Source organism: Lysinibacillus sp. NPDC048646, from assembly GCF_050272295.1.
Lineage (GTDB): Bacteria > Bacillota > Bacilli > Bacillales_A > Planococcaceae > Lysinibacillus.
Genome location: NZ_JBNNLZ010000011.1, coordinates 42,450 through 58,123, shown reverse-complemented (window position 1 = coordinate 58,123; position 15,674 = coordinate 42,450). Strand labels below are relative to the sequence as shown.

Annotated in this window: 16 protein-coding genes; 2 read left to right on the top strand and 14 right to left on the bottom strand. The window is 38.4% G+C overall.

Annotated elements, in window-relative coordinates:
• Positions 1-87 precede the first annotated feature (87 nt).
• The 8 genes from ACQKII_RS13405 to ACQKII_RS13370 all read right to left on the bottom strand — a co-directional run bounded on the left by ACQKII_RS13405 (position 88) and on the right by ACQKII_RS13370 (position 7,031).
• Positions 88-888, bottom strand: a complete 801-nt coding sequence (locus ACQKII_RS13405) for a transporter substrate-binding domain-containing protein (protein ID WP_427459968.1) — start codon at positions 886-888, stop codon at positions 88-90.
• A gap of 376 nt (positions 889-1,264) precedes the next feature.
• Positions 1,265-1,624, bottom strand: coding sequence for a Na+/H+ antiporter subunit G (locus ACQKII_RS13400; protein ID WP_143996541.1), 360 nt, complete (start codon positions 1,622-1,624; stop codon positions 1,265-1,267).
• Positions 1,602-1,886 (bottom strand): Na(+)/H(+) antiporter subunit F1, encoded by a 285-nt coding sequence (locus ACQKII_RS13395; RefSeq protein WP_143996542.1) that lies wholly within the window; start codon positions 1,884-1,886, stop codon positions 1,602-1,604. The genes ACQKII_RS13400 and ACQKII_RS13395 overlap by 23 nt, the downstream gene beginning before the upstream one ends.
• Positions 1,886-2,368: a Na+/H+ antiporter subunit E gene (locus ACQKII_RS13390; protein WP_143996543.1), complete on the bottom strand. Its 483-nt coding sequence runs from the start codon at positions 2,366-2,368 to the stop codon at positions 1,886-1,888. Before ACQKII_RS13390 ends, ACQKII_RS13395 begins: the two co-directional genes overlap by 1 nt.
• Positions 2,368-3,873, bottom strand: a complete 1,506-nt coding sequence (locus ACQKII_RS13385) for a Na+/H+ antiporter subunit D (protein WP_427459965.1) — start codon at positions 3,871-3,873, stop codon at positions 2,368-2,370. The genes ACQKII_RS13390 and ACQKII_RS13385 overlap by 1 nt, the downstream gene beginning before the upstream one ends.
• Positions 3,866-4,204, bottom strand: a complete 339-nt coding sequence (locus tag ACQKII_RS13380; RefSeq protein WP_143996545.1) for a Na(+)/H(+) antiporter subunit C — start codon at positions 4,202-4,204, stop codon at positions 3,866-3,868. The genes ACQKII_RS13385 and ACQKII_RS13380 overlap by 8 nt, the downstream gene beginning before the upstream one ends.
• A gap of 3 nt (positions 4,205-4,207) precedes the next feature.
• The gene (locus tag ACQKII_RS13375) at positions 4,208-4,630 is read right to left on the bottom strand and encodes a Na(+)/H(+) antiporter subunit B (protein WP_427459963.1); all 423 of its coding nucleotides are present in this window, start codon (positions 4,628-4,630) and stop codon (positions 4,208-4,210) included.
• Complete coding sequence (locus ACQKII_RS13370; RefSeq protein WP_427459961.1) at positions 4,617-7,031, bottom strand: Na+/H+ antiporter subunit A; 2,415 nt, start codon at positions 7,029-7,031, stop codon at positions 4,617-4,619. The genes ACQKII_RS13375 and ACQKII_RS13370 overlap by 14 nt, the downstream gene beginning before the upstream one ends.
• A 479-nt stretch (positions 7,032-7,510) precedes the next feature.
• Between ACQKII_RS13370 and ACQKII_RS13365 the strand changes: the two genes are divergently transcribed.
• Entirely contained in the window at positions 7,511-8,197 is a 687-nt protein-coding gene (locus tag ACQKII_RS13365) for a universal stress protein (protein WP_143996548.1), read from the top strand.
• A 170-nt stretch (positions 8,198-8,367) separates the two neighbouring features.
• Here the strand turns inward: ACQKII_RS13365 and ACQKII_RS13360 are convergent, their stop codons facing one another.
• Entirely contained in the window at positions 8,368-9,576 is a 1,209-nt protein-coding gene (locus tag ACQKII_RS13360; protein WP_427459959.1) for an MFS transporter, read from the bottom strand.
• A gap of 108 nt (positions 9,577-9,684) precedes the next feature.
• Between ACQKII_RS13360 and ACQKII_RS13355 the strand changes: the two genes are divergently transcribed.
• On the top strand, positions 9,685-10,404 hold the full coding sequence (locus tag ACQKII_RS13355) for a YetF domain-containing protein (RefSeq protein ID WP_143996550.1): 720 nt from the start codon (positions 9,685-9,687) through the stop codon (positions 10,402-10,404).
• 18 nt (positions 10,405-10,422) lie between these two features.
• Here the strand turns inward: ACQKII_RS13355 and ACQKII_RS13350 are convergent, their stop codons facing one another.
• The 5 genes from ACQKII_RS13350 to ACQKII_RS13330 form a co-directional block, all read right to left on the bottom strand.
• Positions 10,423-11,052: a CBS domain-containing protein gene (locus ACQKII_RS13350; protein WP_369436322.1), complete on the bottom strand. Its 630-nt coding sequence runs from the start codon at positions 11,050-11,052 to the stop codon at positions 10,423-10,425.
• A gap of 351 nt (positions 11,053-11,403) precedes the next feature.
• The gene (locus ACQKII_RS13345; RefSeq protein ID WP_427459956.1) at positions 11,404-12,330 is read right to left on the bottom strand and encodes a hydroxymethylglutaryl-CoA lyase; all 927 of its coding nucleotides are present in this window, start codon (positions 12,328-12,330) and stop codon (positions 11,404-11,406) included.
• An 11-nt stretch (positions 12,331-12,341) separates the two neighbouring features.
• Positions 12,342-13,538, bottom strand: coding sequence for a CaiB/BaiF CoA transferase family protein (locus ACQKII_RS13340; RefSeq protein WP_143996552.1), 1,197 nt, complete (start codon positions 13,536-13,538; stop codon positions 12,342-12,344).
• A gap of 30 nt (positions 13,539-13,568) precedes the next feature.
• Positions 13,569-14,894, bottom strand: coding sequence for an MmgE/PrpD family protein (locus ACQKII_RS13335; protein ID WP_427459954.1), 1,326 nt, complete (start codon positions 14,892-14,894; stop codon positions 13,569-13,571).
• A gap of 15 nt (positions 14,895-14,909) precedes the next feature.
• Positions 14,910-15,647 carry an IclR family transcriptional regulator gene (locus ACQKII_RS13330; protein WP_427459952.1) on the bottom strand — a complete coding sequence of 246 codons (738 nt, stop codon included), beginning with the start codon at positions 15,645-15,647 and terminating at the stop codon, positions 14,910-14,912.
• Positions 15,648-15,674 lie beyond the last annotated feature (27 nt).

Here is a 15,674-nt window from a genome sequence, read left to right as displayed (position 1 = left end):
TTAAACCTTTACGTGGATGGTCTGCATTTAGTTAAAATGAAAAGCACAAGCGATAGCCCAAAATAGAGCTATCGCATTTCAATTGAATTATTCAGCTTTTTCTAACCATTTTTCTTCAAGCTCTTGAATTTTGCCTTCTTCAGCTAGCTCTTTTAATGCTTTGTTAATTTTATCTTTCAGATCGCTTCCCTTTGGAACAGCAATTGCTTTAAAGTCTTCAGGTTGTTCTTCTACTGGAAACGCCGCTAATTTATCATTTGTCTTCAGATAACCTTTCGCTACGCCACCTTCTAAAATTGCACCGTCTAAACGTTTAGACATCATATCTTGGATAATTTCAGGAATACGTGTACGTCCTTCGACTGCTACATCTACTTTTTCCGCAATTGCATTGCCTAAAGTTTCTTGAATCGAAGCTGTTTGCACACCGATTTTTTTGCCAGCTAAATCAGCTTCTTTTTTAATGCCGCTGTCCTTTTTCACAACGATAACTTGCTCTGTTTCATTGTATTTATCTGAGAAATCTACAACTTTTTCGCGGTCTTCATTTGGTGTCATACCAGAAATAACAACGTCTATTTTACCTGCTTGTAAAGCTGGTACTAGGCTGTTGAAATCCATATCTTGTACTTGCATTTCTACACCAATTTTTTCACCGACTAATTTAATTAAATCGATATCAAAACCAATAATTTCTTCACCTTTTGCAACGTCAACATATTCAAATGGTGCGTAGTCTGCAGATGTACCCACTTTTATTACTTGTTTCTCTTCCGTCCCTGTACCAGCGTTTGAGCCTGCATCACTTGCTTTATCATCTTTTGCACCACATGCAGCAAGGACACCAATGACTAGAACGAGCATAAGTATGAATAACTTGTTCTTCATATTCAAAAACTCCTTTGTATATATTGTGTATTAAAATCCAATTTCCCGAAAATAGCCGACTGGATATTTATTCATATCACAGAATAAAAAATCTATCTGCTAATTAAGATATACTCTTTCAAAATAATTTTCAAGCCAAAAGTTAAAAATTTTTGCAAAATATTTTAAACTAAATTTTCTAATAAATCAATTTATTTTTAGTTTTCCGTCATTTTTTAAAATTAAAAATAACCTCCATCTACAGATAATTAGCGTTACTATACTATTTTCCTTCTACTAAACATTTATGCCTGCTTCAAGTGAATTCCAATACTTCCCTTGCTTTGAAATTATTCTACACCAAAAAAAAGACCTCCCGGATAGGGAGATCTTTTACTTATTTTTCATCTGAAAACAATTTGGACTTCAGCTCATCTTCACCGGAGCCTTCTGCTAAAGGTACACGTGAACGATAAGCAGCCCGACATATTAAATGTCCTGCTACAGGAGCCGTTACAAAGACAAAAGTTATTCCTAAAATTAAACGTACACTAACATAACCATCGTGCACCCAAAAATATATAAATGTGCCCAATAGACATGTTAAGACCGATAATGTCGAACTTTTTGTCGCAGCATGTGAGCGTGTGTAAACATCAGGCAAGCGAATCATCCCAAATGCGCTAATAACACTAACAATGGAGCCTATTAGAATTAGGATGACCGCTGTCCATTCAATCATTTGACTTACGTTCAACAATCACACCTCTTTCTATATATTTCGTAAAGGCGATTGTGCCTATAAAGGCCAATATGCCTAAAATGAGAATTGCCTCCAAATATGCCTTCGTTTTTAAGACAATCGACACGATGGCGATCGACGAAAGTAGGTTGATGCCAATCGTATCAAGTGCAATTGCACGGTCTGGCATCGATGGTCCTCGAATAACACGGTATAGCGACAACGCAATCGAAACACTAAATAATGCAAGTGCTAATAGTAAAATATTTTCAATCATTAGCGTGTCACCTCCATTATGGCTTGTTCAAACTTTCCTATTGAACGAATTACTGCGTCCTTAGATTGCTCCATATCCATTGCATGAATATAGAACAAATCACCCTCCTCAGAAACCTCCATCACAACAGAGCCAGGTGTCAGGGTTAGTAATAACGCAAGTGCTGTTACTTCCCAATCTCCTTTAAGTTCTGTTTTATACGTAAAAATACCTGGCGTAATATTTAGCTTAGGTGTCGTAATTTGTCTTAACACACTGTAACTCGATAATAATAGCTCCCAATTAAAGAGCCATAATAATTTAATGATTGAAAACACACGACGCAGATAAAACTGCGTCCCATAAAAGCGGTGCATTGCATATAAAATACCGACCCCAACGATAAAGCCCATTAAAAATGTTGTAAATTGTGGTGTAATTTCATCCTGCAACAGCAACCAGAGTGTTGCAATGAATAAGTTCAATATAAATTGCATTGCCATTACTCATTCACCTCGCCTTGCCATTTTGCACCGTCTAACACCGCATCTATATATATCGAAGGCGTATGTAGCGTTTCAGCTGCATCTGTAATATATGGTGACATCCACTCTGCTCCAATACCTAAAGCAATTGTACAAAGTGCCAGCAATATCACAGGCAACTCAACTCGCCTCGGCAATGATTTTTCATCCTCTAGACTTATAATTGTTTCACCAAAGAATGAGCTAAGAAAGATACGTAGTAATGAATATAAGACGATTAGGCTCGATAAGAAACCAAGACCTAATAGGACGAAGTTACCGCCTTCAATAGCCCCTTGTCCAATTAATACCTTTCCTAAAAAACCACTGAGTGGCGGAATTCCTGCTAGCGAACACATCACTATAAAGAACATCCAACCAAAGACAGGATAATTTCGAATGAGTCCACTCATTTTATCTATAGCGGTCTCACCAGTAAGATATATCATCATGCCAACTGCTAAAAATAGCATCGCCTTTGCCACCATATCGTGCATTAAATAGTATGTTACACCCTGTAATGCCGACTCCGTTCCAATTGCAAGACCGGCTACTATAAAACCAACGCCAATAAGGACATTATAGGAAGCAATTGTTCGCACATCTCGACCAGCAAGTGCCCCCATACAGCCTGCAATAATTGTTAGTCCTGCCATAACACCGAGGACTGTATGTGTTACCTCTGTATTATTTGTGAATAACAATGTAAACGTACGTACGAGTGCGTAAATCCCTACTTTTGTTAAAAGTGCCGCAAATAAAGCTGCTATAGCAGTCGGCGGTACACTATATGAACCTGGTAACCAGAAGAATAATAATAGACCCGCTTTCAAACTAAAGACAATCAAGAAAATAAGTGCCACTGTCGTAATCAGTGGATCATTGCCTGCCTCCATCACACGAACCGCAATATGCGCCATATTCAATGTTCCAACCGTACCGTATAAAAACGCCAATGCTACTAAGAATATCCATGATGCGACGATATTGATGAGCACATACTTCAACGCCTCACGTAGCTGAATTTTCTCGCCACCTAAACTAATGAGCGCATAAGACGCAAGAAGCATCACCTCAAAACAAACGAACAGGTTGAAAATGTCGCCCGTTAAAAATGAACCATTCACACCTGCTATCATTAGTAAGGTAAATGAATAAAAATACATTTTTTCATAACGCTCACCAATCGTAAAAATTGCATATAACACACAAATTGCTGCAACAATATTGGCTACTAAAACCAGTAATACAGCAAATGAGTCAGCAACAAACGAAATCCCAAATGGGGGTAGCCAGCCACTGAAATCAATACGCATTACACCCTGTACCTGAATCTCCATCAAAAGTACAATACTGATAATCGCGACAAAAACTAACGTTAATAAGCTAATGATGCGCTGTAATAAAACATTTTCACGCATGAATACGAGCAAAATAGCTGTAATGACTGGCACAATTAATGGTAAAACAATAATATTACTCATCCGGTGTACCTCTCAATTCATCAAAGTTCCCCGTACCATTCATTTTATAGGCACGGTAGCCTAGAACGAGCACGAACGCCGTCACTGCAAAGCTAATTACAATCGCTGTTAAAATTAATGCTTGCGGAAGAGCATCTGTATAAGGCCCCTCCGATTCTCCAATCAGTGGCACACCGCCTTTTTTCAGACCACCCATCGTTAAAATAAGTAAGTGCGCTGCATGAGATAATACAGCCGTTCCTAAAATCACACGTAATAACTGCTTCGAGAGGATTAAGTAAGTAGCCACAGCTACTAATACACCAACTAAAACTAGTATTAAAGACTCCATAGGCTACTCATCCTCACTTATACTTAAAATTATTGTTACAACAACGCCAACTACAGTTAAAGCCACGCCAGCCTCAAATATAGTTACTGTCGAAAAACCCATCTTCCCGAATACCGGCACATCGATATACGTATGTGTCTGCGTTAAAAATGGCACATCGAAGAATAATGAACCAACTGCTGTGCCCGTGGCAAGCAATACGCCAAGCGCTGCTACCTTCTTAAAGTCAAACGGCATCCCTTTGTGTACTGTTTCAATGTCATACGCCAGGTAAAGCAGCACAATACCTGAAGCAAGTATAAGACCACCGATAAAGCCACCACCTGGTGCATGATGCCCTGCAAAAAAGAGATACACACCGAGTGTCAAAATAATGAATACGACAGCCTTTGTGACTGTTCGTAAAATAACATCATTGATTTTCATGATCTGCCTCCTCCTTTCGCGGCTTGAGCTTTGTCAGTGTATACACACCTAAGCCTGCAATTAGAAGAACCACTACCTCTAGCATCGTATCAAATGCACGGAAATCACCTAAAATTGTATTCACGATATTCGAACCGCCTGCTAATTTATAGGCATCATTAAAGTACACCGACACGGGTTCAAATTTGTCATAATGCACAACTGCTAAGCCCACTAGTGTCACAGTTGCCCCTACAAAAATAGAAATAACTGCATTCGACCATTTTACCCGCTTACGTGTGATTTCAGGCATTAAATCAGGCAAATATTTAAAGCATAGGAGAAATAATGCTGTTGTCACGGATTCAACGACTAATTGTGTCAGTGCTAAGTCAGGTGCACGGAAAATCACAAAGAAGAACGCTATGGAGTAACCAAGCACACCATTTAACAGCATGGCAGTTACACGACCTTTAGCGAAAAGCATCCATACTGCTGCAAACATCATAACGAATACTAAAATAAGCTCATACGACTCAATCGCTGAATCTTGTACAAAGTTAAAAGCAAATGCTTCAGACCAAATAAAGTACCCCGCAATAAGCGCTACAAAGAATACATAAATATAGACAAAATAATGTGTTAGATTGCCTGTCATATATTTCTTTGTGAAGTTTGTTGAGCTCTTTTCACCAAACTCAACCATACGATTGTAATAAGCATTGAATGTATATTTTTGTGAAAACACACGATAGAGTGGTTTCCACCTTTCTAATGTTTTAAATAAAATAACACCGACAAACACTACACCAAATGTCATTAGTAACTCTGCATTAATGCCATGCCATGCATGAATATGTGGCGTTAATTCGCTAGCACTAGGGAATGTTGGGTAAATACTTGCCATTGCAGGCTCTAAAATATAATGTCCAAGCACATTTGGAAAAAAGAAAATGCCAACAACAAACAAACATAGTATTATTGGTGAAATCAACATACCAAGTGGCGCTTCATGCGGCTTCTTGTCCATTTTATCGGGCTTTAGCTTTCCGAAAAATGTACGACCAATTAAAATCATACTGTAGACAAAGGTGAAAATACTTGCTACCCATGCCACGACTGGGAACACAAGCCCCAAATCAGCAATTGAAAATGATTCAACATCGCGGATGGCTAGAACCGCAGTAAAAAACATTTCCTTACTGAGGAAACCATTAAATGGTGGTAATCCAGCCATCGAAAAGCCACCAATGACCGCAATTGTAAAGGTTACTGGCATCAATGCCATCAAGCCACCTAAACGACGAATATCGCGCGTTCCTACTTCATGATCGACTATACCGACCATCATGAATAACGCACCCTTAAACGTGGAGTGATTAATAAGATGGAACAACGCCGCAAAACTTGCCTGTGTATAGAGAATTGAACTTTCTGCATATCCGAAATAATGTCCGACTGAGCCAAGACCCAATAAGCTCATAATTAATCCAAGTTGACTGACCGTCGAATAGGCTAGTAGCGCCTTTAAATCTGTTTGACGTACCGCATTGAATGAGCCCCAGAATAATGTCACAAGGCCGATGCCACTCACTAGCCAGAACCAAACAGCCTCTCCACCAAACACGGGAGAAAAACGGGCAACGATATAAATCCCGGCCTTTACCATTGTCGCAGAGTGTAGATACGCACTAACAGGTGTTGGTGCCTCCATCGCGTCTGGCAACCAAATATGGAAGGGAAACTGTGCAGACTTTGTAAAAGCCCCAATTAAAATAAGCAATAATGCGGGAACAAACAATGTATGCTCACGTATTACCTCTACGTTAGCCACAATGTCACGAATACTAAACGTTCCTGATGCGACATACAGCATAAGAAAACCAGCTAACATTGCAAGTCCACCAAAAACAGTAATGGTCATAGCTTTTCGCGCACCAGCACGTGAAGCTTTACGATGATGCCAAAATGCAATTAGAAGGAACGACGACACACTCGTTAATTCCCAAAAGGTATACAGCACCATTAAATTATCTGAAAAAACGACGCCAAGCATTGCGCCCATGAATAGTAATAAGTAGCAGTAAAAATGATGAAGTGATTCTTTCGTTGATAAATAAAAAATAGAATATAAAATGACTAAACTACCTACACCGGTAATCAGCAAAGCAAAAATCATACTGAGTCCATCAAGGTATGTTGTGAAATTTATATCAAAAGAGGGAATCCACTCATATGTATGGATAAACGTTTTACCCTCGGCAATTTGAGGAATATACCTTGCGAGTAAAAGAAACAATATGATTGGAACGGATAAAACAAACCAGCCAAGGTGGGCAACACGCCTTAGTCGCCTGTAGAGCAGTGGAATAAGTGCAGCACAAACAAATGGGAAAAGTATCATAATGAGAACTATAACCAAAGGAAGACCTCCTACTAACTGAACTAACATATCAGAATTTCTCTTAAAATTGGATTTATATCTCGTACTAATGACTATTACTTCAAAACGAAGAGTAGCGGGCGATTAAGCACCCGTAAGTACTCGATAGATACAACTAATAATAGCTGGGCATATTGAAAATCCCTAACAATTAAAGTTACAATTTATCAAGACACTTGACTATCTATTTAACTCACTGCATAATAATGTGGCATATAGAGGCAATTGGTTTAAATGCACGTAATGCATAAATCAAATAACTGTAGCGCATGGAGATAAGCCTATTTCTTCAAGGGTTTTCCGATATATCGTAAATAACTTTTATACAGTATTAAGTATACATTATAAATGTGCATAATGCACTGTAACTGCATCAGTTTTAGCTGTTTTAGGATATTTTTTTCAAAACAGCAGTAGAAAGAACAAAATAACAAAAGGATAAGAGGTGTGATTTTTTTATGAAGCATGTAAAAGGGAGATTAGATGAAAGTATTTTAGTTTGCGTTTATTACGGTCTTAATGGTGAGCGCTTAATTCGTCGCGGTCATAAAATGGCAGCGATGCTCGATTGCCCACTCTATATTCTTTCAGTCGATTCTGAACCCCTTGATGCATTTGACGTGGAGAAATCCAGTTACATTGATCAGTGGAAAGACCTATCAGAAGAGCTTGAGGTCGAAAAATTTATTTTGTTAGATAATGAAAAACGTCCTATACAAAAAGTCATTGCTGAAGTGGCAAAGAATTACGGTATTTCACAAATCATCGTAGGTCAAAGTGCACAAAGTCGTTGGGAGGAAATTACAAAGGGCTCATTCCTGAACGTTCTTTTAAAAGAAGTTCCTTTTGTAGATTTCCACATCGTAGCGGTTCAACGCCCTACTGAAGATGATGCAAATGATACATATGAAAAAGGTGTACGTGCTTACTTAATTAAAGAGCACGATGACTTTAAGGTGGCATTTACATGCCCTAAATATGTTTCGATCGAGGGTATTTTCTTCAAAGAAATTGGCACCGACTTTGACAACGGTATTTTCAAATTCACGTATAATGATAAAATGCATGAAGTTCATATTTCAGAAGGCTTCGTTATTGATAAAGGCAATCTCCCAGCAGAATTTTTATCACCATTACGTCAATAAAGTGAAACTTCAATCAGTGGGGTTTTCTCCATCCCCTACTGATTATTAATGCGGGATAAAATAAAACACGCCTTTTATATAGAGGGCGTGTTTTTCGTCTATGCTTTCGTTTTCTATCCATCGATTTTTATGTTCTATCCGCCACTTGTCCTATTCTAGCCGTCTGAGCCTTATAAAGGAGCTGTTGCAGGCTTATCCTTTGGTAAGAAGAACGCCACAAGCAATAATAACGGCAGTATCGAAACGACCATCATTGTAAAATCAATACCCTTATGATCCATCAGCACTCCAATTACCATCGCACCGATCGCACCCATACCAAATGCAAAGCCCGTTGTTAAACCGGCCATTGTCCCAATTTTTGACGGCACAAGCTCTTGTGCATAGACAACCGTTACTGAAAAGCTAATCATAATTAGTGTGCCTATAATCACTAAAAATATCATTGCAGCCCATAAAGGTACATACGGCAACGCTAAACAAAACGGCATTGGCACAACAACTGATAAGAGGATCACATTTTTTCTGCCAATACGGTCTGATAATGAGCCACCAAAAAATGTCCCAATGACCCCAAAGGCCATAAAGGTGAATATTAAAATTTGACCAAGGCGTAAATTCACATCATAATGATCCATTAAATAAAACACATAGAAGCTCGTAATATTGGTTGTATAAAATGATCGTGCAAAAATAATAGTAAATAATAATGTTAACGCAATGCCCACCTGTTTTTTTGTAAGTGGTGGCAAAGATGACACCAAAGTTCTTTTTTTCTTCGATGTCCGTTCTTGCTCAAGTTGCTTCTTATACCATTTGGCTATCTTACTTAATAAGAATATGCCGAAAGTTGTTAATACTAATATAAACGCGGCTCCACGTTGTCCAAAAATATCTAAAATATAAGCACTTATTAGCGGCGCAAGTGCTTGACCAGAGTTTCCTCCCACTTGATAAATAGATTGTGATAATCCTCTTTTAGAACCTGCCGCCATAAATGATACACGTGAGCCTTCCGGGTGAAATATCGCTGAACCAAAGCCTAAAAATAATACAGCTATAATAATTACCCAGTATTGAGTTGTAAATGCCAAAATGATAATGCCGATAAATGAGCTAATCATACCGATTGGTAATGCATATGGCATCGGCTTTTTATCACTGACAAAACCGACAACTGGCTGTAAGGCAGATGCAAATATATTTAATACAAACGAAATAAGTCCTATTTGCGTGAAGGTTAAACCCAAATCACTCTTTAGAATTGGGAACATCGCTGGAATAACTGCCTGCATCGTATCATTGATAAGATGGGCAACACCAATAGCAATCATTATCGGATAGACAGGGTTGTTAATGTTTCCTATTTGTCTGTTCATTACTGTCATCACACTTTCTAATCTTTCTTATTGTTCGTAATTGTCGCATACAATCACTCTTTTTGCACAAGCTATGCAACGACAGCTATAAAAGGAGTTGATGATTGTATGGAAAGTTTTTTTCATGCTAATTTTTGGGAAATGATTCTTCGTACTACACTTTCATTTTTTGCGTTACTTATTTTGGCCCGTATTCTTGGAAAAAAACAACTTGGTCAATTGACATTTTTCCATTACATCACAGGGATTACATTCGGATCGATTGCATCAGAAATAGCCTCACAGCATGAAACACCTTTTTTAGACGGACTCATCTCACTTATTTGGTGGAGTGTTTTGACATATTTAATGACTATTATGACTATCAAATCTGCAAGAGCGCGAGTGATTATAGATGATAAACCTACCATCGTTATTAACAATGGTCTAATTCTTGAATCAGCGCTGAAAAAAAGCCGGCTTCATATGGATGAACTAACAATGTTATTACGTGAACAATCGGTTTTTTCTATACAAGATGTGCAATACGCACTTTTTGAAACAAATGGTAAGCTAAGTGTCTTACCAAAACCATCTGAGCAGGCCGCTACGAAACAAGATGTCAAAGCAGACATTACGCCGCCTACTTATATGCCAACAGAAGTCGTTTCAGATGGGCAACTTATTTACGAAAATTTAGTCGAGCTTGAGTTGACAGAAGATTGGCTCACGAAAAAACTGAAAAAGCAAAATGTTAACTCAGTTGAAGATGTCTTTTTTGCTCAGGTTCAAGCAAATGGCTCCTTATATATCAGTCTTAAAGACAAAGCAAGACGTTCAAGCCCTTAAAAGCTTGTCCTGTTTTGCTTAATCTACTTTCATAATGTCTAACGGTGTCACAATACCAATTAATTTTTGTTGTGGTTTCCCATGCTCCGTAATCAATAGTGCCTCAAAACGGCGCCCCCGCTCGACACCCTGCTTAAAAATTTCCTCTGCCTCATATATCGTTATGTATCTACTCACAAATTTGTAATTCACTCTATTTTTTTCATGCATTAATATATCATGTAATGTAGGCACCTGTTTTGGTATTTGGTTACCTCCCATCATCGTCGCAAGCCAATTAGCAATACCTACTGTTGTAATAAGACCTTTAAATTGATCTTTATGGTACACAGGAAACTGTGTAAATTTACGATTACGGATAACTTTCAATACATGTTTTAATGAATCCCTTTCTTGAAAAACATGTACTTTTTTACGAAACATTTGACCGACAAGTGTCGGTTTTGCAAGCGTAGTATCCATATATTCAATTCGTTCTACCACATCTACATGAGGCTCAGCAATTACATATTCCATCGATGTACGATGATGGACAATTGCATTGCGTAAATCCGCATAGGAGCGTAAATCATCTTCATATTTACGTACCAATACATCCTTCTTCTTTGCTTGATCTATAAGACGGTAAAAAGGCATAAAATCCTTCACACCAACGATATCCCTTAACCGGTGATCAATTCGGTTAAAAGCTGTGAGAAATCGATCGGAATTTTGCGTAACCAATCTTATCACCTATCTTCCTATTATTATCTTATATTTTCCGATTTATTTGACAAATTTCGAGTTATAGCTTCATTATATTCCTAAGTTATGGATATTCCAAGAAAAGTTAAAGTTAAAATGTCTCTTAATCCTTAAACCGAATGATTACCATATCTCCATACACAAGTGGTTTGTCCTACACTAAAAATGCCACTTTCTTTTAATGGAAAGTGGCATTCTCTTTGAATTGAATATAAACCTTATTTTTATAGTCTACTAGATAACTCTATTCTCATGTTATTTTGCTTGTCCACCTGGCGACATACTCAACTCGGAATTTTTCCCTGCTTTTACGAGGAAACTGCTTGCATAGGAAGGAAACTTTTGCTGTACTTCACGTGCTAGTGCTAATACTGCATCTAAATCGATATTTGTCGCAATGCCCATTTCCTCAAAGCCATGGATAATATCCTCTGTCGCAATATTCCCAGTTGCTAGCGGTACATATGGACAGCCTCCAAGACCTGCAATCGAGCTATCGAAATCTCGAATGCCTGCTTCGTAGCCTGCAACCGCATTGGCAAAAGCCATCCCTCTTGTATTATGAAGGTGTAGAGAAAAGTGGAAATGCGGGAATTTCTCACGTAATGTTGTCACGATTTCCTTGATTGCATAAGGGTTCGCCATACCTGTTGTGTCGGCCAATGAAATATCAGTAATACCCATTTCGTCATATTTCCCGCATAGCATAATATGTCGTTCAATTGGCACATGCCCTTCATAAGGACAACCAAATGCCACCGAGATAGAACCTGATACTTTTATTCCCGCCTCCTTACAACGTCGTGCAATTTCAGGGAAATCTTTCATTGCATCAAGCGTTTTCGCATTGGCATTGTGTAAGCTATGCGAATCTGTGGATGACAGCATTAACTTGACTTTGTGTACGCCAGCCTCAATGGCACGATCTAGTCCCTTTAGGTTCGGAATTAACGCTCGAAAGATGACATCTGCATCACGACGCACACCTTTTAACACTTCACTCGCATCGCTAAGTTGTGGTACAGCTTTTGGATGTACAAAAGAAGTAACTTCAATCTGAGTAAAGCCACAGTCGATTAAACGATTGATGACATTGACTTTTTCTTCTGTTGGTATGTTTTCTTTAATGATTTGAAAACCGTCGCGCGGACAAACTTCTGTAATCGTTACTGAATCCAACATATAATCCTCCTTTATATAACTTCCTTATTTTTTAAACTTTTGATTTCTTCATCTGTTAAGCCGATCAGTTCTTTTAAAATATGTTCATTATGTTCACCTAAGTCTGGTCCCACATTCATAATAGCTCCTGGTGTTTCAGAGAATTTTGGCACAACCCCTGGCATTTTGATTTTACCTAGACGTGGGTGATCGATTTCTACAATATTTTCACGAGCCTTGTACTGCTCGTTGTTAAAAATATCTTCTATACTAATGATTGGGCTAATCGGTACACCAAATTCATCGAGCTTCTTTTGTAGCTCATCACGTTGATAGGCTTTCACCCAGTCCGCTACAATGCCATTTGTTAAATTAAAATTTTCAAGGCGAACTTTATTTGTATAGAAACGCTCATCCTCTAGCATATCCTCGCGGTTCATCGCAGCAGCAAGGCGTTCAAATGTACGATCTGAACTTGTTACTAGTACAACCCAGTGTCCATCCTTCGTTTGGAATGTCCCCGCCGGACTCGAGTGCCCACTTAAGCCTGGCGATCGCTCTTTAATAACGCCATTTTGGTCATAGTCTGCTACAAGGAACTCCATCATGCGAAACACCGATTCATATAGACCAATATCGACCATTTGTCCTTTTCCATCGTTGGCATCACGGTAGTATAGTGCTGTGCTCGTTGCAAACGCAACATACACCCCTGTAATGTAGTCTACTAATGAAAAGGACGGACTAATCGGTGGACGATCTGTATAGCCATGCAAATAGGTAAAGCCACTAAAAGCCGTTGCTGGTGTACCAAAACCCGCTTTATGTGCATAAGGGCCTGTTTGTCCATAGCCACTTACACGCACGAGAATAATGTCAGGATTTGCTGCTTTTAATATTTCATAGCTAAGTCCCCATTTTTCTAATGTACCGGGTCTAAAATTTTCAATGATGACATCTGACTTAGCAATCAGTTTTTTTAATATCGCTTGCCCTTCTTCACCATGTAAATCGAGTGTTAAAGATTTCTTATTACGTGCAAGCGCTGGCCAACGAAGAGGTTCATCCCCTTTAAACGGCCCCATGCTACGTAGAGAATCCCCTCTATTAGGCATTTCAATTTTAATGACTTCTGCGCCAAAATCCGCTAATAATGTTGCTCCAAATGGCGCTGCAATCATCGTCGATAAATCTAAGATCCGTATTCCCTTTAATGGTCCCATTCCCATTGAAATCCCTCCTACTACTGATTAATGGCATCATTTATCATTGATTAGGTCATAGATGCGCTTCATTGATGGTTGCTCTTCTATCTGCTCGATAAAGGAGATAATTCTCGACGCACCTTCTTTAGACAGAATATTCTGACTGTTTTTAGTGAACTTGTTGACTAATTCTTGCATATTTAACGTACTATTTGGTCCACCAACTGCATTCAACAAGGTTTGCTCAACGATTGTGCCATTTGTCATGAGGATTGAGACCTTTGCTGCCATTTCTGTTGGATAATTTACATCAAATATCGGGTCATGCTCGACTTTGATTTTCGTAGCAAGTGCACGAATTGTTTCATCTAAATACGCCTGTTCTTGAAAAACTGTATGGTCAGTGCGATGCAAATGATACCATGACGCTAAAGCAAACGGTATGCTAAATTTAGATGAAAGAATGTTTTCCGTTATTTGTTTATTAAGAGTCGATGCGCGTTGATATGTCGAAATGTTTACATGTGCAATATCCGAAATGCAGATATGATACTTTTCAATCAATGATTGGAAATTTTCAAGTGGTACATGAACATAACGACAAAATGCATGCTGTTTAAAATAGTTCTTCTCAATTGCATCAAAGGATGTTTCAAGTGGTTCCTCAACATCCATTGATGACCCTAATAATTGAGAAAAAATATACGTTGTATTGCCATTAGGTGCTTCAAAGCCTGCTTGAAGTAAGTGCCAAGCTTTCACTGCACCTTCAAGAGCTTCAGCAACGTAAACATTACGAATACTTGAGCCTTCCAGTGCCGCTTCCCATTTTGTTGGCGTAGCAAAGGTTGCAGCTATATCAATCAACTTTCCCAGTTCTTCTGTCGTCGCTCTTTTAGCAATGCCATAAGCAACGGCAGCACCTAACACACCCCATGTACCATGTGCATGTAAACTCGGTTTTAACGTTGTAATTTTTCCAAAGTGTGTACAAAACTCATAGCTTTTTACTAAGTCCATTAAAAAATCTTTGCCCGCATAGTGTGGGTCTTCTTGTGCATGCAATAATAGCATCGGTACAACGTGGACAGCTGGGTGTCCTTTACTCCATTGGTTGCCTTCATCTAATTCAACTGCAACAGAAGCTACACCCATTAAAAATGCTGCTGATAGTTTATTGACTTTTTTATCGGATGCAATAAGTGCAAAATCTCCTACACTTATGGATGCAAATTGTTGTACAAGCCGTTGCTGTTCTTTTTCATTCATCCCCATAATTAGTGTACCAATTGTATCTAATAAAACTTTTTTTGCCGCTATCGTATTTTCTTCTGTTAATTGAAATGAACGATTCATCATTTTCTCTGCAATGGAACGCATAATTTAGCCTACTTTCTATTCAAAATAGCCTACATATTTAGAAATCATCTTTGCACTTTCAATACATTTTATTTTCAAAAACGCTGTTTTTTCTTCTGATATTCTTTGCAGGGGTCCTGCAATCGTGAGACCTGCAATAATCGTGCCATTGATTCCTAGAATCGGTGCGGCAATCGCATAAGTACCGACAATACGCTCCCCTTGCGTAAATGCATAGCCATCTCTACGAATTTGCTGAAGTTCATTTAAAATCTTTTTTATATTAATCTCTTCATCTAGCTGAACTTCCTTCAAAATACGAATTTGCTCCTCTTCTTTTAAAAATGCTAGCAATACTTTTCCAGAAGCACCTAAGTGAGCGGGCTTTCGTTCACCTACCCGTACAAAATTCCGAACATCTAATGGCGAATCAATTTTTTCCACACATACACGGCTTATGCCATCGAGTATATTTAACTCGACTGTTTCTTGCGTTTCCAACATCAGCTTACGCATTTCGGGTAAAGCAATATGTCGGTAATCGAGATGGTTTTGATAAATACTCCCTAGTCTAAAAAATTGATAACCTAGTGAATATAAGTGAGTCGCATCATTTTTGATGATATAACCATCCAGCTCGAGTGTATTTAAAATACGGAAAATCGTACTTTTTGGCATTTGTAATTTTTGTTGGATTTCTTTAATCGATAATTCTGGTGTGTCTAATGAAAATAAAGATAAAATTTCCATCATTTTTTCAATTGCTTTTATCAACCTGTCACCTACTAGTATTTGAGAGTT

What these genes read in the sequence shown, in the direction of transcription:
- ACQKII_RS13405 (WP_427459968.1), bottom strand. Translation starts at nt 888, where the DNA reads ATGAAGAACAAGTTATTCATACTTATGCTCGTTCTAGTCATTGGTGTC.
- ACQKII_RS13395 (WP_143996542.1), bottom strand. Translation starts at nt 1,886, where the DNA reads ATGATTGAAAATATTTTACTATTAGCACTTGCATTATTTAGTGTTTCG.
- ACQKII_RS13390 (WP_143996543.1), bottom strand. Translation starts at nt 2,368, where the DNA reads ATGGCAATGCAATTTATATTGAACTTATTCATTGCAACACTCTGGTTG.
- ACQKII_RS13385 (WP_427459965.1), bottom strand. Translation starts at nt 3,873, where the DNA reads ATGAGTAATATTATTGTTTTACCATTAATTGTGCCAGTCATTACAGCT.
- ACQKII_RS13380 (WP_143996545.1), bottom strand. Translation starts at nt 4,204, where the DNA reads ATGGAGTCTTTAATACTAGTTTTAGTTGGTGTATTAGTAGCTGTGGCT.
- ACQKII_RS13375 (WP_427459963.1), bottom strand. Translation starts at nt 4,630, where the DNA reads ATGAAAATCAATGATGTTATTTTACGAACAGTCACAAAGGCTGTCGTA.
- ACQKII_RS13365 (WP_143996548.1), top strand. Translation starts at nt 7,511, where the DNA reads ATGAAGCATGTAAAAGGGAGATTAGATGAAAGTATTTTAGTTTGCGTT.
- ACQKII_RS13360 (WP_427459959.1), bottom strand. Translation starts at nt 9,576, where the DNA reads ATGAACAGACAAATAGGAAACATTAACAACCCTGTCTATCCGATAATG.
- ACQKII_RS13355 (WP_143996550.1), top strand. Translation starts at nt 9,685, where the DNA reads ATGGAAAGTTTTTTTCATGCTAATTTTTGGGAAATGATTCTTCGTACT.
- ACQKII_RS13345 (WP_427459956.1), bottom strand. Translation starts at nt 12,330, where the DNA reads ATGTTGGATTCAGTAACGATTACAGAAGTTTGTCCGCGCGACGGTTTT.
- ACQKII_RS13340 (WP_143996552.1), bottom strand. Translation starts at nt 13,538, where the DNA reads ATGGGAATGGGACCATTAAAGGGAATACGGATCTTAGATTTATCGACG.
- ACQKII_RS13335 (WP_427459954.1), bottom strand. Translation starts at nt 14,894, where the DNA reads ATGCGTTCCATTGCAGAGAAAATGATGAATCGTTCATTTCAATTAACA.